The 20,175-nt window shown below is 72.6% G+C and carries 20 protein-coding genes; 11 read left to right on the top strand and 9 right to left on the bottom strand.

Features of this window, described 5'->3' with window-relative positions; genetic code table 11:
* Positions 1-194: 194 nt before the first annotated feature.
* Positions 195-1,166, bottom strand: coding sequence for a nitrilase family protein (locus AB0C87_RS06540; RefSeq protein WP_360576747.1), 972 nt, complete (start codon positions 1,164-1,166; stop codon positions 195-197).
* A 97-nt stretch (positions 1,167-1,263) separates the two neighbouring features.
* Between AB0C87_RS06540 and AB0C87_RS06535 the strand changes: the two genes are divergently transcribed.
* From AB0C87_RS06535 to AB0C87_RS06525, 3 genes are read left to right on the top strand one after another with little or no spacing between them, the layout of a single operon-like run.
* Positions 1,264-2,208 carry a LysR family transcriptional regulator gene (locus tag AB0C87_RS06535; RefSeq protein WP_360576746.1) on the top strand — a complete coding sequence of 315 codons (945 nt, stop codon included), beginning with the start codon at positions 1,264-1,266 and terminating at the stop codon, positions 2,206-2,208.
* 4 nt (positions 2,209-2,212) lie between these two features.
* The gene (locus tag AB0C87_RS06530; RefSeq protein ID WP_360576745.1) at positions 2,213-2,860 is read left to right on the top strand and encodes a GNAT family N-acetyltransferase; all 648 of its coding nucleotides are present in this window, start codon (positions 2,213-2,215) and stop codon (positions 2,858-2,860) included.
* On the top strand, positions 2,857-3,618 hold the full coding sequence (locus AB0C87_RS06525; protein ID WP_360576744.1) for a class I SAM-dependent methyltransferase: 762 nt from the start codon (positions 2,857-2,859) through the stop codon (positions 3,616-3,618). Before AB0C87_RS06530 ends, AB0C87_RS06525 begins: the two co-directional genes overlap by 4 nt.
* A 10-nt stretch (positions 3,619-3,628) precedes the next feature.
* On the opposite strand, the gene AB0C87_RS06520 is transcribed toward AB0C87_RS06525, so the two are convergent.
* Complete coding sequence (locus tag AB0C87_RS06520; RefSeq protein ID WP_360576743.1) at positions 3,629-4,687, bottom strand: MBL fold metallo-hydrolase; 1,059 nt, start codon at positions 4,685-4,687, stop codon at positions 3,629-3,631.
* Between the two features lie 151 nt (positions 4,688-4,838).
* On the opposite strand from AB0C87_RS06520, the gene AB0C87_RS06515 reads away from it, so the two are divergent.
* Positions 4,839-5,612, top strand: a complete 774-nt coding sequence (locus AB0C87_RS06515; RefSeq protein WP_345180521.1) for an SAM-dependent methyltransferase — start codon at positions 4,839-4,841, stop codon at positions 5,610-5,612.
* On the opposite strand, the gene AB0C87_RS06510 is transcribed toward AB0C87_RS06515, so the two are convergent.
* The gene (locus AB0C87_RS06510; RefSeq protein ID WP_360576742.1) at positions 5,609-6,370 is read right to left on the bottom strand and encodes an endonuclease/exonuclease/phosphatase family protein; all 762 of its coding nucleotides are present in this window, start codon (positions 6,368-6,370) and stop codon (positions 5,609-5,611) included. The two genes, AB0C87_RS06515 and AB0C87_RS06510, sit on opposite strands and share 4 nt — an antisense overlap.
* 108 nt (positions 6,371-6,478) lie before the next feature.
* Here AB0C87_RS06510 and AB0C87_RS06505 point away from each other — a divergent pair, with 108 nt between their 5' ends.
* Positions 6,479-7,585 (top strand): LLM class flavin-dependent oxidoreductase, encoded by a 1,107-nt coding sequence (locus AB0C87_RS06505; RefSeq protein ID WP_345180525.1) that lies wholly within the window; start codon positions 6,479-6,481, stop codon positions 7,583-7,585.
* Complete coding sequence (locus tag AB0C87_RS06500; protein WP_360576741.1) at positions 7,582-8,571, top strand: helix-turn-helix transcriptional regulator; 990 nt, start codon at positions 7,582-7,584, stop codon at positions 8,569-8,571. Before AB0C87_RS06505 ends, AB0C87_RS06500 begins: the two co-directional genes overlap by 4 nt.
* A gap of 1 nt (position 8,572) precedes the next feature.
* On the opposite strand, the gene AB0C87_RS06495 is transcribed toward AB0C87_RS06500, so the two are convergent.
* The 4 genes from AB0C87_RS06495 to AB0C87_RS06480 all read right to left on the bottom strand — a co-directional run bounded on the left by AB0C87_RS06495 (position 8,573) and on the right by AB0C87_RS06480 (position 12,953).
* The gene (locus AB0C87_RS06495; protein ID WP_360576897.1) at positions 8,573-10,393 is read right to left on the bottom strand and encodes an SDR family oxidoreductase; all 1,821 of its coding nucleotides are present in this window, start codon (positions 10,391-10,393) and stop codon (positions 8,573-8,575) included.
* 73 nt (positions 10,394-10,466) lie between these two features.
* The gene (locus AB0C87_RS06490) at positions 10,467-11,054 is read right to left on the bottom strand and encodes a GyrI-like domain-containing protein (RefSeq protein WP_345180529.1); all 588 of its coding nucleotides are present in this window, start codon (positions 11,052-11,054) and stop codon (positions 10,467-10,469) included.
* Complete coding sequence (locus tag AB0C87_RS06485) at positions 11,051-11,806, bottom strand: GyrI-like domain-containing protein (protein WP_360576740.1); 756 nt, start codon at positions 11,804-11,806, stop codon at positions 11,051-11,053. The genes AB0C87_RS06490 and AB0C87_RS06485 overlap by 4 nt, the downstream gene beginning before the upstream one ends.
* Before the next feature lie 40 nt (positions 11,807-11,846).
* Entirely contained in the window at positions 11,847-12,953 is a 1,107-nt protein-coding gene (locus tag AB0C87_RS06480; RefSeq protein WP_353835030.1) for a CapA family protein, read from the bottom strand.
* 193 nt (positions 12,954-13,146) lie between these two features.
* Here AB0C87_RS06480 and AB0C87_RS06475 point away from each other — a divergent pair, with 193 nt between their 5' ends.
* The 5 genes from AB0C87_RS06475 (at position 13,147) to AB0C87_RS06455 (ending at position 18,943) form a co-directional block, all read left to right on the top strand.
* Positions 13,147-13,767 carry a hypothetical protein gene (locus tag AB0C87_RS06475; protein ID WP_360576739.1) on the top strand — a complete coding sequence of 207 codons (621 nt, stop codon included), beginning with the start codon at positions 13,147-13,149 and terminating at the stop codon, positions 13,765-13,767.
* A gap of 155 nt (positions 13,768-13,922) precedes the next feature.
* Positions 13,923-16,178, top strand: coding sequence for a molybdopterin-dependent oxidoreductase (locus AB0C87_RS06470; RefSeq protein WP_360576738.1), 2,256 nt, complete (start codon positions 13,923-13,925; stop codon positions 16,176-16,178).
* Positions 16,179-16,284: 106 nt separating this feature from the next.
* Positions 16,285-17,199 carry a Rieske (2Fe-2S) protein gene (locus tag AB0C87_RS06465; protein ID WP_345180541.1) on the top strand — a complete coding sequence of 305 codons (915 nt, stop codon included), beginning with the start codon at positions 16,285-16,287 and terminating at the stop codon, positions 17,197-17,199.
* A gap of 372 nt (positions 17,200-17,571) precedes the next feature.
* The gene (locus AB0C87_RS06460; protein ID WP_353835028.1) at positions 17,572-18,252 is read left to right on the top strand and encodes a hypothetical protein; all 681 of its coding nucleotides are present in this window, start codon (positions 17,572-17,574) and stop codon (positions 18,250-18,252) included.
* Between the two features lie 4 nt (positions 18,253-18,256).
* Complete coding sequence (locus AB0C87_RS06455; protein ID WP_345180544.1) at positions 18,257-18,943, top strand: class F sortase; 687 nt, start codon at positions 18,257-18,259, stop codon at positions 18,941-18,943.
* A 53-nt stretch (positions 18,944-18,996) separates the two neighbouring features.
* Here the strand turns inward: AB0C87_RS06455 and AB0C87_RS06450 are convergent, their stop codons facing one another.
* Positions 18,997-19,233: a hypothetical protein gene (locus tag AB0C87_RS06450; protein WP_345180545.1), complete on the bottom strand. Its 237-nt coding sequence runs from the start codon at positions 19,231-19,233 to the stop codon at positions 18,997-18,999.
* An 89-nt stretch (positions 19,234-19,322) separates the two neighbouring features.
* The gene (locus AB0C87_RS06445) at positions 19,323-20,096 is read right to left on the bottom strand and encodes a sulfite exporter TauE/SafE family protein (RefSeq protein WP_360576737.1); all 774 of its coding nucleotides are present in this window, start codon (positions 20,094-20,096) and stop codon (positions 19,323-19,325) included.
* Between the last annotated feature and the right edge of the window lie 79 nt (positions 20,097-20,175).

Genomic DNA, 20,175 nt, shown 5'->3' with positions numbered 1-20,175 from the left:
CCGGCCGCCCCGCCCCCCCGGGGCGCGCCCGCCGTTGTATTTCCTCCTCCCGCGGGGGGGGGGGGGCCCCCCCCCCCCCCCCCCCACCACCCCCTCGCCGTTCGCGTGGGCGTCGCGTGTCCGGGGGCCGGTCCCGGGCACTGCGGACGGTAAGTCCGACCTGTCGCATAGCCCACCGGCGACCGTCTCCACGGTCACCTCGGCCGGTGGAGCGGCACGGGCTCGGTCGAGAAACGGGCGCTGCGGGCGTCGCGTTCGCCGCCGAAGCGGCGTGTGAGGATCTCGTAGAGTTCGGGCCGCCGCCCCTGCATCCAGCGACGGCCGGTCGACATGGGCAGCAGGTCGAGATCGAGATCGGCGACCACCATGGCGTCCTCGGCGGCCCAGGTCTCGGCGAGGATCCTGCCGTACGGATCGAGGATCATCGCGTTGCCAGTGCGAACCTCATCGTCATCCTCGCCCACCCCGTTGCTGAACAGGAGGAAGAGGCCATTGTCATGGGCGCGGGAGGGCAGCCAGCGCATCAGCCACTCCCGCCCGTTCGGCCCGCGCAGCTCGGCCTCGATCGACTGGCGATCCCGGTCCCGGCCCCGCCACAGTTCCATGGGGATCGGGCGCATGCCGTGCGGGCTGCGTGAGGCGGTGCCGCCCGTCTGGTGAGGCGCGATGAGGACCACCGCGCCCAGCAGCGCGGTCGCCCGGACGTTCTCGACAAGGTTGTTGTCCCAGCAGATGAGGACTCCCATGCGCACGCCCCACGGGGTGTCGAAGACGGTGAAGCGGTCGCCACTGGAGATCGCTTCGTGTTCGAACGCGTGCAGTTTCCGGTGAACGTGGACGTCCCCGTCCGGCAGGCACATGGCGTAGGAGTTGAACAGGCGTCCTTGATCATCGATTTCCAGGAAGCCCACGCCCACGGCCACGCCCAGCGTGCCCGCCAGCCCGCGGACGAACGTCACAGACGGGCCGCTCACCGGCTCGGCGAGCTCCTGTAGCCGCTCGGCCGTCTGACGGCGAAGGTGCCAGTAGCCCGTCACGCACATCTCGGGGAAGACGACGACCAGCGCCCCGGCCTCGGCCGCCCGCGTGGTGAAGTGCTCGATCCTGGCCAGGTTGTAGGCCTTGTCATCGGGCCGATGCTCGAACTGGACGGTCGCACAACGCATGGTTCCTCCTCGTCACCGCTCCTGCGTGCTCACCACCGAACCCTCTCGCCGCACATTCGTCCAATGAATCTTTGGATCGATGACATAACCTCTGGAAATGGATATCCGTCTGCTCCGCTCCTTCCTGAGAGTCGTCGAGCACCGTGCCTTCGGCCGGGCGGCGCTGGCGTCGGCCATGACCCAACCGGCTCTGACCAAACAGATCCAGGCACTGGAGACGCAGGTCGGGGGACGGCTGTTCCATCGGGGTCGGCACGGCGCCACGCTCACCGACCTCGGCGCGATCCTTCTGCCCGAGGCGGAGGATCTGGTGCGGCGGGCCGACACCTTGGCCGTGCGAATGAACCGGATGGCCTGCGGGGAGATCGGAAGGCTGTCGGTGGGTTTCGGCATGTCGAGCATCGAACTCGCGCCGCGGGCGGTGGCGGCGTTCAGGCGGCGCTACCCGGACGTGGGCATCGTCCTGGACGACATGTCCTCACACACGCAACTGGAGCGGCTGGCAACGGGCGAGTTGGACGTCGGGTTCGTTCGGCTGCCGGTCGGTGAGAAGTGGGAACGATTGCCCCTGCGGACCGACCGCCTCGCGATCGCCACGGCGGGGGATTCACCGCCAGAGAACGCGGATGATGTGGCGCGATGGGCGGCGGGGCGGCCGTTCGTCGCGTTGGCTCAGGTGAAGGGGCCAGGGCTGGCTTCACAGATCGAGGCGTTCCGCGCCTGCCTCGGTGTGGACACCGAGGTGGTGCAGGAGGCACATGACCTGCAGACCGTGCTCGCGCTGGTGGCGGCGGGCGTCGGTGTCGCGTTCGTCCCGGTCAGCGCGGGCTCTATCGCACCGGCGCAGGTCATGCTCAAAGCGGTGGACCACGAGGCTGCGACCTGGCAGATCGGGGCCGTGTGGAATCGGCAGGCCCGCAATCCGCTGACCGGCAACTTTGTGACGGTCGTGCGGGAAGTGGCCGCGCGGCAAGAAGGCCGGCCGCCTTCGCCCGCAATGACAAAACCAGGTGCCGGGGACGGGCCGGAAGGGCCATGGTGAAGGAATGCTGGTCGATCACTTCCCGCCGCTCGGTCTGCGGCTGAGGACGCCGCGGCTGGAACTGCGCCTGCCGTCGCCCGAGGAACTCGCCGCGCTGGCCGACCTCGCCGCCGAGGGCGTCCACGACCCGGAGACGATGCCGTTCATGGTGCCGTGGACGGACGCCCCGCCCGCCGAGGTCGCGCGGGGCGTCGTCCAGCACCACTGGAGGACGCTCGGGGAATGGACGCCCGAGAAGTGGGAGCTCGACCTCACCGTGTTCCACGAGGGCGAAGTCGTCGGGCAGCAGACCCTCTGGGCGCGCGACCTCGTCGTCCTCCGGCAGGTCGAGACCGGCTCGTGGCTCGGCCAGCGCCACCACGGGCAGGGGATCGGCACGGAGATGAGAGCGGCCGTCCTGCATCTGGCCTTCGCGGGCCTGGACGCCGAGGAGGCCGTCTCCGCCGCCTTCGAGGACAGCCACGCGTCGAGCGCGGTGTCGCGCAAGCTCGGCTACCAGCCCAACGGAGTCGACCGCCACGTCGTCCGCGGGGCGGTGACCATCGAACGGCGGTACCGGCTGACCCGGGCCGACTGGGAACGCCACCGCACCGTCCCCGTCACCATCGAGGGCCTCGCCCCCTGCCGGACGATGCTGGGGCTTCCGAAATGACGGGCCGGACGTTCGAGGATCTGGTCGCCGAGGCCGCCACGGTCTCCGTCGCGGGCTGGGACTTCTCCTGGCTGGACGGCCGCGCGACGGAGCAGCGCCCGTCCTGGGGATACCAGCGGCTGATGAGCGAGCGGCTGGGCCGGGCGCGGGCGGCGCTGGACGTCGAGACCGGCGGGGGAGAGGTGCTCGCGGGCGCCGCGGTGTTCCCGCCGACGATGGCGGCGACCGAGTCGTGGCCGCCGAACGTCGCCAAGGCCACCCGGCTCCTGCACCCCAGGGGCGCCGTCGTCGTCGCCGGCTCCGCTGACGCGCCGCTCCCCTTCGCCGACGATGCGTTCGACCTGGTCGTCAGCCGCCATCCGGCCACGGTCCGGTGGACCGAGATCGCGCGTGTCCTCGCCCCCGGCGGAACCTACCTCGCCCAGCACGTCGGCCCGGCGAGCGTCTTCGAGCTGACCGAGTTCTTCCTCGGCCCACAGCCCGAGGCCCGCCGCGCACGCGACCCGGAGGCCGAGAGCGCCGCCGCCCGCGCCGCCGGGCTCGACATCGTCGACCTACGTTCCGAGCGCCTGCGCATGGAGTTCTTCGACATCGGCGCGGTCGTCTACTTCCTGCGCAAGGTGATCTGGATCGTCCCCGGCTTCACCGTGGACCTCCACCATGACCGCCTGCGCGAGCTGGACGAGCGGATCCGGCGCGACGGCGTCTTCACCGCCCATTCGTCCCGCACCCTCATCGAGGCCCGCCGGCCGGCGTGAGGCGCTCGCGCTACGCGGCGGCGCTCAGCCGGTAGGCGGTGCCGCTGCTGCCCTGCACCCAGGCGTCGGGCAGCGCCGCGGCCAGCGCGTGCTGGGCGCGCCAGCCGGTGCAGTGCCCCGGGACGACGAGCCCCGGCGCGAGGCCGGTGAGGGCGGCGACCGTGGGCGCGATGACCGGTTCGAAGGCCGGGCCGCCGAGGTGCAGCCCGCCGACGAGCGCGTGCAGCTCCCCGACCCCCGTCAGCCGCTGCGCGTGCCGGACGATGTTGATCGCGCCCGCATGGCTGCAGCCGGTCAGCACGACCAGCCCGCGGCCCCGGACGTGGACGACGAGCGCCTGGTCGTCGAGGACGAGCGGGTCGTGCGCCCACTCCCTGCCCGTCCAGGCCTGGTGCGGCGGCGGCATGCCGTGCTCGAACTCGGTCGTCCGGTCGACCTCCCCGGTGATCAGGACGCTGCCGTCGAGGAGCAGCGAGGGCTCGCGGCGCTCGATGACCTGGAAGCCCTCCCCGTCCAGCGCCCGCTTGCTCAGCGTTGGCAGCTCCTCGACGTCCCGGCCGGGCACGGCGAGGCGGCGCCTTGTCCAGACCAGCGGATGCAGCACCATCGGCATCGACCGCACGCCGCGCAGGCCCACCATCCCCGCCAGCCCGCCCGCGTGGTCGAAATGGCCGTGGCTGAGCACGACGCCCTGGATGTCGCCGAGGTCGATGCCGAGCCTGTCGGCGTTCGTGACCATCGCGTCGGGCGACCGGCCCGTGTCGAACAGCAGGGTCGTGGAGCGGCCGGCCCGGCGCACCGTGACCAGCGCCGAGAAGCCGTGCTCGGCGATCATTCCCGCGGTGGTGCGGCCGCCCACGAACTGCGGCGCCGCCACCACGCCCGCGCCCGCGCCCGCCCGGCGGGTCCGCTCGTCATCGCCCAGCAGGGCGTCGTAGACGTTGTCGACGAGAGTGACGATCTCGACCTCGTCCACCGGCTCCAGCGCGACGGGGTCGACCGCCGCGCCGTGCACCGGGCGCGGCGCCGACGCCGTCGCCTCACCCGTCCCGCCACCGGTCTCGCACATGGCGGCAGCCTAACCGCCGCGTGGCAGCCTCACCGCCGCGCGGCGTCCGCCCGCGCGCGACGCCCGCGCGACATAGACTGAATGATCACGATTTGGGGCCGTTCAGGAAGGTCGTGGCGACGGGATGGCGGACTCCGGAGAAGCCTCGTCCGTGCCCGGTGTGGACACCGGCACGCCGAGCGTCGCCCGCATGTACGACTACTTCCTCGGCGGCAAGGACAACTACGCCTCCGACCGCGAGGCGGCGGAGGCGGTCGCGCGGGCGCTGCCCACGGTCGAGGGGGTCGCCCGCGCGAACCGCGCGTTCCTCCAGCGCGCCGTCCGCTACGTGGCCGGACGCGGCATCGACCAGTTCCTGGACATCGGCACCGGCCTGCCCACCCAGGGCAACGTGCACGAGACCGCGCGGGAGGAGCAGCCCCGCGCACGGGTCGCGTACGTCGACAACGACCCGATGGTGACCGTCCACGCGCGGGCCCTCGTCGCCACGGACGAGCTGACCACGATCGTCCAGGCCGACATGCGCCAACCGGACACGGTGCTGGACGATCCGCAGGTGCGCGCGCTGCTCGACTTCCGGCGCCCGATGTGCGTGCTGTTCGTCGCCGTCCTGCACTTCCTCCGAGACGAGGAGGAACCGGCGGCGCTCGTCCGGCGCTTCACCGAGGCCCTGCCCGCCGGCAGCCACGTCATCCTGTCGCACGCGGCGCTGGAGGAGCGGCGCAACGTGCGGGTCGGGGAGACCTACCGCTCGCAGGCGGCGAGCGCGAGCCTGGTGGCCCGGACCCGCGAGCAGGTGGCGGCGCTCCTGGACGGCCTCACCATCGTCGACCCGGGCGTCGTCCGCCTGCACGAATGGCGCCCCTACGGCGGCGAGTACATCACCGACGCCGGCTGGACGGCCGTGGCCCGCAAGGACGGCTAGCCGTTCTGTCCCGTGATCTCGGCCTCGATGCCGTAATGGTCGGACAGGACGGTCGAACGCCCGCCGGGAAGGCGGACCTTCTCCTTGAAGACCAGGCGCGCCTTCGCCTGGAGGCCCGGCCCGACCAGCATCTGGTCAATGGCGCCGATCTCGGCGTACTCGGGGCGGAAGGTCGGTTCCGTGTCGCCGGCGAAAACGTCCCGCAGGCCGGTGCTCGAAACGAACTCCGCAAGGTAGGGGGAATCGCGGGGGACGTTGAAATCGCCCATCACCACCAGCGGTTCCGCCTTCGGAATCCGGTCGACGGCCGCCGCCAGCCGGCGCAGCTCCCCCTTCTCGACTCGCGTGTAGACGTTCGAGGGGGACCAGTCCATGTCCAGGTTCGCCGAGAGGTGGGTGTTCACCACGGTGAGGTGGCCGCCGGGGAGCCGGACCCGGGTGAACAGGGCGCCCTTGCCCAGCAGCCATTCGGGACGCGCCGGCCCGGCGGGCGCGTATGCCCGGAAATGACGGCGTGTCACCGGGTGGCGGGAAAGGGTCACCAGGCCACCGCGGACGAGCGGGAACATCGGCGTGTAGGAGACGTGCGGATACGAGGCGGCGACGCGGCGCAGCAGGCCCAGCACCCTCCACGAGATGACTTCCTGCAGGCAGACGACGTCGTAGTCCGACCGTTCGATCGTCTCGGCCAGGACGCCCATCCGGGCGCGGGCCTCGCCCTTGAAAAGGGTGTTGAACGTGAGCACGCGCGCCTGCATGGCGGCCACTCTATGTCACCGCGTTGCCCATCGGGGCGACGCCTTCCGATACTTGGGCGCGACGACCGGACCGCCAATACCGGGCGCGCCGGACAAGAAAGGTTCTGCATGGGATTCCAACTCGGCTTGTTCTCCCCCAACACCGAATCGGGGCTGGCCATCACGACAGCGCCGGAGCGATGGCACGCCACCTGGGACGACAATCTCCGGCTCGCACGGATCGCGGACGAGGTCGGCATCGACTTCCTCCTGCCGGTCGCGCGCTGGACGGACTGGGGGCCGGACACCGACTTCCACCGCAGCGCCCTCGATCCGCTGGTGTGGGCCTCCGGGCTGCTCGCCCAGACGAGCCGGCTCCGCGTGTTCACCACCGTCCACACCGCGTTCCACCACCCCGTCGTCGCGGCCAAGCAGCTCGCGACCGCCGACCACCTCAGCAAGGGGCGGGTCGGGCTGAACATCGTGGCCGGTTGGCACGCTCCCGAATACGAGATGTTCGGCCTCTCGCTGCCCGGCGACCACGACACGCGCTACGCCCTCGCGCAGGAGTGGTGGGACGTCGTCAGGCGCATCTGGTCGTCCGATGAGCCGTTCGACCACGACGGGCGGTTCTTCCAGCTCAAGCACGTCGTGGGCAGGCCCAAGCCGTACAACGGGCACAGCCTGCCCGTCATCAACGCCGGGTCGTCCACGCAGGGGCGCTCGTTCGCCGCGCGCAACGCCGACCGGGCGTTCACCGTCGTCGGCGGCCCGCAGGACGGGGCCGAGATCGTGAAGGCCATCCGCACCGAGGCCGCCTCCCACGGACGGTCGGTGGGCGTCTTCACGCTCGGCCATGTCGTGTGCCGGCCGACCAGGAAGGAGGCGGAGGACTTCCTGCGCTACTACGCCGACGAGCGCGCCGACTGGCCCGCCGTCGACGAGGTGATGCGCCTGCAGGGGCTGCACGCTCAGTCGTTCACCCCGGAGATGCTCCAGGTGTACCGCGACAGGTTCGCGGCCGGCCACGGCAGCTGCCCGCTGGTCGGCGACCCCGACGACGTCGCGGACGGCCTGGCGGATTTCGCTCATGCGGGATTCGACGGTATCGCTCTGTCGTTCCTCAATTACGCTGACGAGTTGGGCTACTTCGCCGCCGAGGTCATGCCGCGGCTGCGCGCCCGAGGTGTTCTGTCCGCCGACGATGAGGAAACGGCTTCCCCGCCAGGACGATGACTTCTTCCGATGCCAAGCCGCCCCTGTCCGCCCACCGGCGCGTCCTCAGCAAGGACATGGGAGTCCTGCACGACACGGTCGAGCCGTTCGCCGTCGGCCACGACCTCCAGGCGCTCGAACCGGACGTGCCGATGGACGGCCTGGTCAACGCCCTCGGCGTGGGCTCGGTCAACCTCGTCTGGGTGCGGTACGGGGGCGGCGGCGTCATCGTGGACACGCCGCCCACGGAGGGGCACTTCGCCCTGTGCGCGCCGATGGCGCCCATGGGCGTCGAGTACCGGGCCACCGGGCGCCGGACGACCTCCGCGGGAAGCCTCGTCCTGTCGCACGACGAGGCGATGCGGATGACGCCGCACCCGACGGAGGGCTGCCTGGTCATCGCGACGAGCACCGGGCGGCTCGCCGACCATCTCGGCGCCCACCTCGGGCGCGGGCACGCCGCGCCGCTGCGCTTCCACGACGGCGGGGAGGGCCTCGTGCCGTCCTCGATCGTCGAGCGCACCTGGCGGTACGTGTGCGACGTCCTCGACGACGCGGCGGCGCAGGGCGGCCTCCACCCGCTGGCGGAGCGCAGCCTGGAGGAGTCGCTGCTGACGGCGATCCTGCTCGGCCTGCCCCACACGGGCACGCCGAAGCTCGCCGAGCCCGCCGACCGGGTCCCCCACCATCTGGCCGGGATCATCCGGGAGTGGGTCGAGGCGCACCACCACCGCCCGGTCGGGGTCACCGACATCGCGGCGGCGGTGGGGCTCGGCGTGCGGCAGCTCCAGGCCGTCTGCCAGGCCGAGTGGGGCATGACGCCCACGCAGCTGCTGCGCGGCGTGCGGCTCGACCGCGCCCGCGCGGAGCTCTCCGTCGCCCGGCCCGGGCCCGGAGCGATCACCGAGGTCGCCGGGGCGGCCGGGTACTTCCACATGAGCCGTTTCGCCGCCCACTACCGGCAGCGCTTCGGCGAGACGCCCTCGCAGACCCTGATGCGCGCCTGAGTCAGCCCCAGGGCCCCTCCACGCCCGTCCGGAGGCGGTCGCCGGCGCGCCGCCCCATGCGGGCCAGGGCCCGGTTCGCGGTGGGCGACACGCGGGAGAGGACGCGGCCGAAGCGCGCCTCGGCGGTGACGAGCACCACCGGCCTGTCGTGCCGGACGGCCCGCAGGATGGCCCCCGCGACCTTCTCCGGCGCGTACCCCCGGCGCTCGGACGCGCGCCCTATCCGCTCGCGCAGCTCGGTCTCCGCGCCGGACGGCAGGCCGACGAAGCGGGTCCTGCCGACGATGGGGGTGTCGATCACCCCCGGGCAGACGGCGGAGACGCCGATCCCGTAGCGGTCGAGGTCGAGACGGAGGCCCTCGGTCATCTGCAGCACGGCGGCCTTGGTGGCGCCGTACGCGGGCATCTCCGCGCTGGGCAGGTAGGCGGCCATCGACGAGATGTTGACGATGTGGCCCCACTCGCCGCGTTCCACCATCTGGCGTCCGAACAGGCGCGAACCCCGGTACATGCCGTCCAGGTTGATGGAGCGGATGCGGTTCCACTCCTCCTCGGACGTCTCAAGCAGCGACCCCGCGATGGCGATCCCCGCGTTGTTCACGACGACGTCGGGGACCCCGAACGTGTCACGGACGTAGTCGGCGAACCGTTCCATCGCCTCCGCGTCGGCCACGTCCACCCCGTAGACATGGGCTTCGCCGTCGGACGCCTGTATCTCCTCCACGGTGCGCTTGGCGGCGCCCTCGTCGATGTCGGCCACGACGACGCGGGCCCCTGCGGCGGCGAAGGCACGGGCGGTGGCGCGCCCGATGCCGCTGCCCGCCCCTGTGATGACGACGAGGTCGCCTCCGAAGTCCTTGCCGGGGAGCCCGGCCGCGCGCGCGTGGGCGATCGCGGGCGTCTCCGGCCCGCCCTCGACGTGCTCCACGAACTCACTGATCCAGCGGGCGACGAGGTCGGGGTGGCTGCGCGCCACCCAGTGCCCCGCCGGTGCGCGCCGCACGTACAGGCGCTCCACGGGCCCGCGCGCGGACAGCAGGAGCGCCTGCGAGCCGTAGCGGTCCTTCACGGGGACGATGAGCTGGACGGGGACGTCCGTCCGCCCGTCGCCGAGCGCGCCCGCGCCGGCATGGCTCATGCCGGCACCGCCCATGGCAGCACGGCCGCGGCCCATGTTGGCGCGGTACAGGCCGAGCCCGTGGCGGGCGTCGGCGGGCAGCGTGCCGGCCGGGTGCCCGGGACGCGGCTCGGCGCCCTCACGCAGCCGCATCACCCGACCGAATCCGGCGGCGAGGACCCTCGCCGCGACCTCGCCCGCCCAGGGCGTCATCAGAACCGGCATGTAGACGCTGCGCCGCGCCTGCCCGAGCACCTCCGCGACGCCCCGCGGCCCGGACCGGACGGCCTCCCTGGCCCAGCGGGCCATGTGCCGCCGGTCCGGCCCGGAGATCGAGGTGAACGAGGCGACGCGGCCGCGCAGCCGGTCGCCGATGACGGCCTCCCAGCCCTGCACCGAGCCCCAGTCGTGCCCCACCAGATGGACGGGCTCGTCGGCGCCCACGCCGTCCAGGACGGCCTCCAGGTCGCCCATGAGCGCGTCCAGCCGGTAGTCCAGCGGGTCGGCCGGGACACCGGACGCGCCGGCCCCGCGCACGTCGTAGACGACGACGCGGAACCGCTCGGCGAGCCGCCCGGCGACCTCGTCCCACATCGCGCCCGTGTCCGGGTAGCCGTGGACGAGGACGACCGTCGGCCGGTTCTCCACGCCCCGCACCCGCACCGCCAGCTCGATCTCGCCCGACCTCACCCACTGGTCACGCATCGGCACGCCCGCCTGTCCCTAGGAGCTCGTTTCCCGTGAAACTACGCTCCTGAGGCGGCGTGTCCACAGTTCCCTAGCGGACCGGCTGGCGCAGGATCGTGCGCATTCTGGCCGGATCCTCCTCTCGGACGTCGGACAGGTAGACCTCGTGGTGCAGGCCGTTCGGCACCAGGCCCTCGGCCTCCATCAGCGCCTCCATGCGGGCGAGGGAGGCGGGCTCCTCGGAGTACGGCCCACGGTGCAACACCTGCACGCACCGTCCGTCGGTGTAGGAAACGTGCTGGACGCGTGCCGCCGCGGGCAGGCCCGAGCAGGCCCGCGCGCGGGCGGCGTCGATCGTCGCCGTCCCGTCCGGGAGCCGGAGGAACAGGTGCCACCGCCACTCCTCGCGCGGCACCTCGAACGGCGAGCGGTCGTCCTCGACCCACCACCGCCCCTCCAGCGGCGCCGGGGGCGCGCCGAGCGCCTCCATGACCGCGTACAGCGCGCCCACGCTCTCGTAGTAGACGGCGCCTCCCGGCTCGCCCCGACCCGTGACGGCCAGGCCGGTCACGGTCCCGTGCTCCACCAGTTCCGGCTCGTCGGCCGCCTCGTACCACCCCGGTGCGCCCTGGGCGGGCGCCCCCGTCCGGTCGTGCGCCCGATCGGTCGCGCTCGTCATCGAGGATCCTCCACGTAAATCATCACCCGGGTCTCCAGGTGTTCGGGCGGCGTGGTCGCGGGGTCGTTGAGGTACACCTCGCGGACCGGCCCGGCGGGCGTCTGCCCGTAGTCGCCGAACCACGCGAGCACGCCGTGGACCGTGAGCGCGATCTCCTCGTAGGGACCGGTGTGGAGGGCCGCGGCGAACCGGCCGCCGGGCAGGAGGTCGTCGCCGTCCTCGTGCTGGACGGCCACGCGCACGTCGAACTCGTCCCCCATGTCGAGCGGGAACAGGCCGACCAGCAGGCCGCCCAGCCCCAACCTGGGCAGCAGCCAGGTCGCGCACGCCGAGGTCGCCCTGTCGATCGTCGCCGGCGTCGCGGACTCCCGCGCGACGAACACGCGCCGCGCCGGCTCCCGGACGACCGAGACCTCCGTCTCCGGCAGTCCCTGGGCGACCACGCGGTCCAGGAGCCGCAGGGCGCGCCGCCGCCGGGCGACGTCCGCCTCGACCCTGTCCCGTGCCTCCGCGAGGGCGCCGCCCTCGCCGCCCAGGACCCGCGCGACGTTCGGCAGCGGCACGTCCATCGACCGCAGCAGCCCGATCAGCAGCGCGTCCCGCGCCTGGCCGGTCCGGTAGTACCGGTAGCCGGACGCGGGGTCGACCCACGCCGGGGCAAGCAGCCCCAGGTCGTCGTAGTGCCGCAGCTGCTTGACGCTCAGCCGGCACAGCCGCGCGAACCGTCCGATCGGGAGGAGATCCTTGCTCACGGACCCCACCCTGGGCCCTCCCGCAGTGGGAGAGTCCAGCTCAGGACGGACGCGCGCTCAGCCCCGTGCACGAACGCAGGCCGTTCCATCGCCGGACCTCCGCCTTGGCGGCGGCGCCCTGCATCGGCACGGGGATGCCGCCGGAGATGAGCGCGGGGCTCCACTTGTCCTTGGTGACCTTGCCGTTCTCCACCTTGAGGAAGAGCACGCCGGACTTCGCCGTCTGGCCCTGCGCGGAGGAGAACACGAAGTTGCCCATGCCGTAGTGGACGTACGCGCCGTTCATGTACCCGCCGCCCAGCGGGATGTGCGCGTGCCCGCCGACGACGACGTCGGCGCCCGCCTCGACGAGGGCCTTGGCGAGTTCCTGCTGGCGGGGCAGCGGGCACCCCTTCAGCTCGGCGCCCCAGTGCAGGTGGACGATGACGACGTCCGAGCCCTGGCGCGCCTCCTTCACCGCCTGCACCATGCGCGGGACGTCCTTGGCCGACGCGAGGCCGCCCTTGGTGTCGGTGGCCGTCCACGCCTGGATCAGGTGGTCGTCCAGCACCTGCGTGGCGCCGACGATGGCGATCCTGTTGCCCTTCACGGTGACGCGGTAAGGCCGGTAGGCGGCGTCCGCGTTCTTGCCGATGCCGACGACCGGGAACCCGCTGCGCTTGATGGCGGCCAGGGAGTCGCGCAGGCCGCCCTCCATGTAGTCCATGCCGTGGTTGTTCGCCATGGAGGTCACGTCGACGCCCGCGGCCTTCAGAGCCGTGAGCGCGGTCGGCGGAGCCCGGAAGGTGAACTGCTTGCCGGGCGCGGGCGTCCCCCCGGTCGTGATGGCCGTCTCCAGGTTCACCATGGCGAGGTCGGCGGCGCGCAGCTGCTTCGCGACCGGGCCCAGAGCCGTGGACGGCTGAGCCAGCCTCCCGCGCAGCGACCCCTCGAAGTGCGTGTCGCCGCCGAAGGCGAGCAGGATCGGCTGCTTGGCGGCCTTCGCCGGCCGCGTTCCACCCTGCTGCCCGCCGGACGGCGAGGCCGGGGGCGTCGCGCCCTCCGCCTTGGACTTGTCCGAGCCGCCGCACGCCGCCGCGGCCAGTGCCACTCCGACCACGACCAGGGCCGTCGCCCCCCGCATGCCCGTCTTCCCCCGCATGGCCATCGCCTCGCCTCCGTCCGGCCCCCCGTGGACCTGTGGGTCGGATCGGCCCAGCATGCCATGAGCGCGCCGCGTCCCGGCAAAGACGTAGAACTCTTTCTCTTGAACCGTTCATGTTCACGGAGACGGCCGTCCGCCCGCGGGCGGCGACCGACGCTCCCCCTACGTCCCGTTCTGTGCGTTAACGTGCAGCTTCATGTCCCTGCGTTTCGACCAGACCGGCTGGCAGCCCCTCCAACCCGGAGCCTTCCGCAATGCCGACGGCGACACCGTCGCCCTCTACGGCTTCGACGTCCCGCCCGACCTGCCCGCCCCCCTGGAGCAGCTCGACCTCCTGCGCCGCGACACCGCCGCCAAGACCGCCGGGTCCGGCGGCGGGCTGATCGAACTGGACGTGGTCACGCTGGACGGGCTCCCGGCCCTCCGGCAGATCATCAAGCTGCCGCTGCCCGACCGCCCGACCGGCGTGGCGTACGTCGCCTCCTTCACGGTGCCGCGCGCGGACCGCAGCCTCGTCCTGAAGATCCAGTGCCTGGAGCAGGGCGTCACCGGGATGCGGGACAGCACCGCGCTCAACCACTACCTGACCGAGTACGGCCAGGGCCGCGACCTCCAGGACATGATGCGCTGGTGGGCGCAGCACGCCTACGCCCCGGAACTCCAGGGCGGCCTGCCCCGCAACCTCTCCGAGGACCCCGGCTGGGACCCGCACTTCCCCCAGCACCCCCTGTCCCGCGCCCGCCGCATCCTCACGGACCTGGCCCCCACCATCGAACTGCACCCCGTCTTCAAAACCGCCCCGCCCTTCGCCCCCTGACCGCGTCCCGAGGGAAGAACGCGAGCGCAGCGCGCTGAATGGCGATTACTGGCGGGAAAGCCGCGCAGTGTCTTAATAGTTCACTTTGCGGCATAGCGCGGTGAGAGGCGGGCGGCCATCATAGAGAGACGGTCCCGTTCACAAGGAGTGTCTCGATGGGCGACCGCACGGCCTTCCGCACCTGCCCCCTCTGCGAAGCCCTGTGCGGGCTCGCACTGACCCTCGACGAGGCGGGCACGGTCACGCGGGTCCGCGGCGACGAGAAGGATCCGTTCAGCAAGGGCTACATCTGCCCCAAGGGCGCGACGCTCGGAAGCCTCGACGGCGACCCCGACCGGCTGGCGGAGCCACTCGTGGCGGGCAAGACCGCCGGATGGGACGAGGCCTTCGAGACGGTGGCCCGGCGGCTGGCCGAGGTCGTCGCGCGGCACGGGCGCGACGCCGTCGCCGTCTACCTCGGCAACCCGACGGCCCACTCGATCGCCGGGCCGCTGTACGGGTCCGCGATCGTCAAGGCGCTCGGCACCCGCAACCTCTTCACCGCGAGCACCGCCGACCAGATGCCCAAGCACGTCGCGTGCGGGCACATGTTCGGCGACCCCCTGGCGATCCCCGTGCCCGACCTCGACCGCACCGGGCACCTGCTCATGCTCGGGGCGAACCCGCTGGAGTCCAACGGCAGCCTCGCGTCCGCCCCCGACTTCCCGGGACGGCTCAAGGCGATCCGGGCGCGCGGCGGGAAGATCGTCGTCGTGGACCCGCGCCGGACGCGGACGGCCGCCCTCGCCGACGAGCACCTGTTCATCCGGCCCGGGACGGACGCGTTCTTCCTGATGGCGCTCGTCCACACCCTGTTCGCCGAGGAGCTGGTCGCGTCCGCCGGGCACCTGGCCGGGCGCGTCAACGGGCTCGACGACCTGCGCGCCCTCGCCGTCGACTTCGCCCCCGAGGACGTCGCGGACGTCACGGGCGTCGGGGCCGCGACGATCCGCAGGACCGCGCGCGAGCTGGCCGCCGCCGAGCGCGCCGCCGTCTACGGCCGCATCGGCACGTGCACCCAGGCCTACGGGACGCTGAACAGCTGGCTCGTGGACGTCCTGAACGTCCTCACCGGGAACCTCGACCGGCCGGGCGGGGCGATGTTCCCGCGGCCCGCCCACGCCCCGGTGTACCGGCGCAAGAAGCCGTTCACGACCGGGCGGTGGCGCAGCCGCGTCCGCGGGCTGCCCGAGGTCAACGGCGAGCTGCCCGTCGCGACGCTCGCCGACGAGATCGAGACGCCCGGGGAGGGGCAGGTCAGAGCGCTGATCACGATCGGCGGGAACCCGGCGCTGTCGGCGCCGAACGCCGCCCGGCTCGACCGCGCGCTCGCCGGTCTGGAGTTCATGGTCAGCGTCGACCCCTACCTGAACGAGACGACCCGGCACGCGCACGTGGTCCTGCCGCCGCCGCGGCCCGCGCAGACCCCGCACTACGACATCGCGCTCACCGGGCTCGCCGTCCGCGACTACGCGCGCTACTCGCCGCCGGCCGTCCCGCTGCCGGACGGGCGGCCCGGCGAGGCCGAGATCCTCGCGCGGCTCGCCATGGCCGCCTCCGGCACGGACGGCGACCCCGCCCTGCTCGACGAAATGATCATCAAGGCGACGCTGGAGAAGGCCGTCACGCTCCCCGGGTCCCCGGTGCTCGGCCGCGAGCCCGACGAGCTGCGCAAGATGCTCGACACCGGCACCCTCACCGAGCAGCGGCTCGACATGATGCTCCGCCTCGGCCCCTACGGCGACGCGTTCGGCGGCGAGCCCGCGCTGCGGGAGGAGCCCGGCGGCGACGCGGGCTTCACCGGCCTGACGCTCACGCGGCTGCGCACCGAGTACCCGCACGGGCTCGATCTCGGCGCCCTCAAGCCGCGGCTGGAGGAGGTCCTGTGCACCACGTCCGGCCGGATCGAGCTGTGCCCGTCCACGTGCGCCGCCGACGTCGACCGGCTCCGCTCCGCCCTGCGCGGCCCGGGGACGTCCGGCGGCATGGTGCTGATCGGGCGGCGGCACCTGCGGTCCAACAACAGCTGGCTGCACAACGTCCCCGAGCTCGTGCGCGGCTCCAACACCTGCACCCTCCAGCTCAACCCGGCCGACGCCGACCGCCTCGGCGTCACCGCAGGCGACACCGTCCGGGTCACGTCCCGGGCGGGCGTTCTGGAGGCCGTCGCCGAGCCCACCGACACGATCATGGTCGGGGTGGTCAGCCTGCCGCACGGCTGGGGCCACGACCGCCCCGGGACCCGGACGCGGGTCGCGAGCCGGCACGCCGGGGTGAACGTCAACGCCGTCACCGACGAGCAGGAGATCGACCCGCTCTCGGGCAACGCCGTCCTCAACGGGGTCCCCGTCACCCTGGAGGCGGGCCGCTGACCCGTTGTTTAGCCCCTCCCGGCACCAGGTAGGTATGACTGGCCGCGGAGGAACGCGGGAGACTAGGGTCGCAACAGGCGTCCCAGCAGGACCGCGGAGGAGGGGCATGAACCGACGGGTCAACATCTTCCGGCGCGGAGAGAGCCCCCAGGCGACCGCGCGGCTGGCCGACGCCACCGAGAGGCTGGAGCACGCCGACGGCCTGGACCGTCCCATCCGGGTCCTGTCCGGGGCCGTCCGGCGGGTGCTGCGTCCAGGGCCGGTCAAGGACGCCCTGCACGGCGTCCCGGTCGGCCATCCGGCCCACGCGCCGCTCACCGACCTGCCCATCGGGCTGTGGATGTCGGCCGCGGTCCTCGACCTCGTCCCCGGCACGCGCCGCGCCTCGCAGGTCCTCGTCGCCGCCGGGCTCGCCGGCGCCGTCCCGACCGTCCTCACCGGCATCGCCGACTGGTCGGCCCTGCACCGCGAGCAGCAGCGCGTCGGGCTCGTCCACGCCGCCGGGACGGCCACCGCGAGCATGCTCTACTCGGCGTCCTTCGTCGCCCGCCACCAGGGCCGCGACGCCGCGGGGCGCGCGCTCGGCTTCGCGGGCCTCAGCGCCCTCGTCGCCGGCGCCTACCTCGGCGGGCATCTGGCGTTCCGGCAGGCCGCCGGCGCCAGCCACGCCGACCAGCTCGCCCACCTGGTCCCGCTCGGCTGGCACGACCTGTGCGCCGTCGAAGACCTCCCGGACGGCTGGCCCGTCTCCCGCCGCCTCGGCTACATCGACCTGTTCGTGCTGCGGCAGGGCGAGGAGGTGCACGTCCTCGCCGACCGCTGCAGCCACCTCGCGGGACCGCTCCACCAGGGCCGCGTCCTGACCGGCGAAGGCGCCGACACCTGCGTCGTCTGCCCCTGGCACGGCAGCACGTTCCGCGTGGCCGACGGCTCCGTCGTCCACGGCCCGGCCACCGCCCGCCAGCCGTCCTTCGAGACCCGCGTGACCGAGGAGGGCACCCTCCAGGTCCGCCCGGTCTGACGGCTTCGGTCTGACGGCTCCGATCTGAGGCGCCCGCGCATGCGCGGGCGCCTTCGCGCGTGCCCGCCGCCCTCCGGACGATGCCGGTATGGCCCCGACCTCGGGGAGATCATGGGGGTTTCACTGATTGACCCCTTTTAATGGGGTCCGGATGTCCATTATGGGCATTTAGTCAGCGGTATGGAGATAGCCGTTGGCCGTTCCGCGACAAAGCCTTCACAGTGCACACTGATCACTATTCTCATTGTTTGCGACCAGAACGACATGCACGGAATTCCCCTCGGGAAGCGTGATCAAGGAACGATGCCGGACACCTCCGGCACCGAAGATCATTTCGATGGGGGAAGAATGAGGACAAGCGCGCGAACCGGCATGGCACTCGCCGTGGCCGGTGCGGCGAGCGGGCTGTCGCTGCTGTCCGGCGGAGCCGTCGCCGTAGCGGCGACGGACGCGAACCACGCCGAGGCGGCGACCGTCGCCCGCCAGGCGGCCGTCTGCCGGTACGAGGTCACCGCACGGCACGGCCTGGCGGTCCGCAACGGCCCCGGCGTCAAGTTCAAGCAGGTCGGCACGCTGCCGTTCCGCAAGCACATCAGCGCCGACTGCAAGAAGACCGGCTGGACCCAGCTGCGCGGCAGCGTCCCGCCGGCCTGGATCGGCAAGTGGGTCGCCGTGCGGTTCCTCAAGCAGATCACGCCCGTCCGCGTCTGCCGGTACGAGGTCACCGCACGGCACGGCCTGGCGGTCCGCAACGGCCCCGGCGTCAAGTTCAAGCAGGTCGGCACGCTGCCCTTCGGCAAGCACATCGGCGCCGACTGCAAGAACAGCGGCTGGACCCAGCTGCGCCAGAGCGTCCCGCCGGCCTGGATCGGCAAGTGGGTCGCCGTGCGGTTCCTCAAGCCGATCAAGCCGCACGGCGGCGTCATGGCCGGTGGCGGCGGCACCTCGATGTCGAGCTTCCCGATGCTGGCCGGCGCCGGTCTCGGGGTTCTCGCCCTGGGCGGCGGCATCGCCGTCGTGGCCCGTCGCCGTCAGGTGAAGGGCGTTTCCTGAGCCCATGGACAGGAGAAGGCGCGGCGGCCGGTCGAACCGTTTCCGGTACCGGCTGGCCGCCGCGCTCATCGCGACAGGGACCGCGATGTTCGTGGTGGGATTGGTGCGCGACCATTCCGATCCGCCGCCGCAACCGCCGTCCTCCGACATCGTGCGGCCTGCCCCGAGAAGTGCGGAACCCGAGCCGGACATCGCACTGCGGCCCTCCAATCCCGAACGCGTCAGAATTCCGTCCATCAAGGTCGACGCGCCGATCCGCCGCGTCGCCACCGAACGGGACGGAACGCTCGGCGTCCCGCCGCTCGACCGGGTCCGGGAGGTCGGCTGGTGGGAGGACGGCCCGACGCCCGGCGAGAACGGCAGCAGCGTGCTGGTCGGCCACGTCGACTCGAAGTCGGGCCCCGGCGCCTTCTACCGGCTCGGTGCGCTCCGTCCGGGCGGCACGATCGAGGTCGTCCGCGCCGACGGCACGGCCCCGGCCTTCCGCATCGACCGGATCAAGCGCGTCGACAAGGACGAGTTCCCGACCGACAGCGTCTACGGGCAGCAGGGCCGGCCGGAACTGCGCCTGGTCACCTGCGGCGGCCGGTTCGACGCCAAGCGAGGGCACTACCTGGACAACGTCATCGTCTACGCGTCCCTGATCCCCGCTCCCCGGAACGCCGTTCCGGGGACCCACCGCAAGTCCTGACGGCCGGTCGCCGCCGGGCCCGGCCCGACCCCGCCGGGCCGGGCCCGCGGCGGTCAGCCGGACGGTTCGCGGCCGTCGGAGGCCACGGGGTGCTCCACCAGGGCCAGGACGCGGCTCGCCATGAAACGGGCCGTGCGGACGGGGGTCCCCGTCCGGGTGACCTCGCTGACCTCCACGACGCCGCGCCGCGTCGCGATCTCCACGCGGCGCCCCGCCCGGCTCGCCGCGACCTCGTACGTCCGCGTCCCCTCGCCGGCGTCGATCACGATTTCGACCTTGTCGCCCTTCATCCGCGCGAACCTCCGGTAGTCGAACGTATATTCGACTTATACCCGGAACGCCGCGCCCGCAACCCTCCCAAAAGGTGCGAAAGCCCTGGTCAGGCCAGGAGATTGACGATCGCGACGAGGCCCACGACGACGATCACTGCCCGCAGCGCCAGCGGCGGGATGCGGCGGCCGACCTTGGCGCCGATCATGCCGCCGCAGGTGGAGCCGGCGGCGATGAGCAGCACGACCCACCAGTCGATCTCGGCGTCGGCGAACAGCCACACGAGCGTGAACAGGATCGCGGCGGTGCCGTTCACGACGGCCGACAGGACGTTCTTGCCCGCGTTCAGGCGCTGCAGGTCGTCGTCCAGCATGATGCCGAGCAGGGCGATGAGGATGATGCCCTGCGCGGCGCCGAAGTAGCCGCCGTACACGCCCGCGAGGAGCACGCCGACCCACAGCGCCGGGCCGCCGTGCTGCGGCCGGTGCTCGCCCTCCCGGCGGCGCTGCATCCACTTCTGCAGGCGCGGCTGCACGATCACCAGCACCAGCGCGATGACGATCAGCGCGACCACGATGACGTCGAACGCCTCGGCGGGCAGGCCGAGCAGCAGCAGGCCGCCGATCACGGCGCCGACGAACGAGCCGGTGGCCAGGCGCGTCAGCCGGCCGCGCTGCCCCTTCAGCTCGTGCCGGTAGCCGTAGGCGCCCGTCACGCCGCCCGGGACGAGCCCGATGTTGTTGGAGATGTTCGCGACCACCGGCGGGTAGCCGAGCGCCACCAGGGTCGGGAAGGTGATCAGGGAGCCGGACCCGACGACCGTGTTGATGCCTCCGGCGGCCACACCGGCCGCGAAGACGGCGGCCGCGTCAAGCAGATTCACGTCCGTCCCATCCCTGCGCTACGAGTTCCCGACGGCGCGTACATCGTAGGGACGCCGTGGCGGGCGGCCGACGATCGGG

The sequence above is a fragment of the Actinomadura sp. NPDC048021 genome (assembly GCF_040653135.1).
Lineage (GTDB): Bacteria > Actinomycetota > Actinomycetes > Streptosporangiales > Streptosporangiaceae > Spirillospora > Spirillospora verrucosospora.
The sequence above is the reverse complement of the archived record's forward strand: the minus strand, read 5'-3'. Positions and strand labels throughout refer to the sequence as shown.

Excerpts from the sequence above, each read along its gene's own strand:
- AB0C87_RS06540 (WP_360576747.1), bottom strand. The coding sequence starts at position 1,166 with ATGCGTTGTGCGACCGTCCAGTTCGAGCATCGGCCCGATGACAAGGCC.
- AB0C87_RS06535 (WP_360576746.1), top strand. The coding sequence starts at position 1,264 with ATGGATATCCGTCTGCTCCGCTCCTTCCTGAGAGTCGTCGAGCACCGT.
- AB0C87_RS06530 (WP_360576745.1), top strand. The coding sequence starts at position 2,213 with ATGCTGGTCGATCACTTCCCGCCGCTCGGTCTGCGGCTGAGGACGCCG.
- AB0C87_RS06525 (WP_360576744.1), top strand. The coding sequence starts at position 2,857 with ATGACGGGCCGGACGTTCGAGGATCTGGTCGCCGAGGCCGCCACGGTC.
- AB0C87_RS06520 (WP_360576743.1), bottom strand. The coding sequence starts at position 4,687 with ATGTGCGAGACCGGTGGCGGGACGGGTGAGGCGACGGCGTCGGCGCCG.
- AB0C87_RS06510 (WP_360576742.1), bottom strand. The coding sequence starts at position 6,370 with ATGCAGGCGCGCGTGCTCACGTTCAACACCCTTTTCAAGGGCGAGGCC.
- AB0C87_RS06505 (WP_345180525.1), top strand. The coding sequence starts at position 6,479 with ATGGGATTCCAACTCGGCTTGTTCTCCCCCAACACCGAATCGGGGCTG.
- AB0C87_RS06500 (WP_360576741.1), top strand. The coding sequence starts at position 7,582 with ATGACTTCTTCCGATGCCAAGCCGCCCCTGTCCGCCCACCGGCGCGTC.
- AB0C87_RS06495 (WP_360576897.1), bottom strand. The coding sequence starts at position 10,393 with ATGCGTGACCAGTGGGTGAGGTCGGGCGAGATCGAGCTGGCGGTGCGG.
- AB0C87_RS06490 (WP_345180529.1), bottom strand. The coding sequence starts at position 11,054 with ATGACGAGCGCGACCGATCGGGCGCACGACCGGACGGGGGCGCCCGCC.
- AB0C87_RS06480 (WP_353835030.1), bottom strand. The coding sequence starts at position 12,953 with ATGGCCATGCGGGGGAAGACGGGCATGCGGGGGGCGACGGCCCTGGTC.
- AB0C87_RS06475 (WP_360576739.1), top strand. The coding sequence starts at position 13,147 with ATGTCCCTGCGTTTCGACCAGACCGGCTGGCAGCCCCTCCAACCCGGA.
- AB0C87_RS06470 (WP_360576738.1), top strand. The coding sequence starts at position 13,923 with ATGGGCGACCGCACGGCCTTCCGCACCTGCCCCCTCTGCGAAGCCCTG.
- AB0C87_RS06465 (WP_345180541.1), top strand. The coding sequence starts at position 16,285 with ATGAACCGACGGGTCAACATCTTCCGGCGCGGAGAGAGCCCCCAGGCG.
- AB0C87_RS06460 (WP_353835028.1), top strand. The coding sequence starts at position 17,572 with ATGGCACTCGCCGTGGCCGGTGCGGCGAGCGGGCTGTCGCTGCTGTCC.
- AB0C87_RS06455 (WP_345180544.1), top strand. The coding sequence starts at position 18,257 with ATGGACAGGAGAAGGCGCGGCGGCCGGTCGAACCGTTTCCGGTACCGG.
- AB0C87_RS06450 (WP_345180545.1), bottom strand. The coding sequence starts at position 19,233 with ATGAAGGGCGACAAGGTCGAAATCGTGATCGACGCCGGCGAGGGGACG.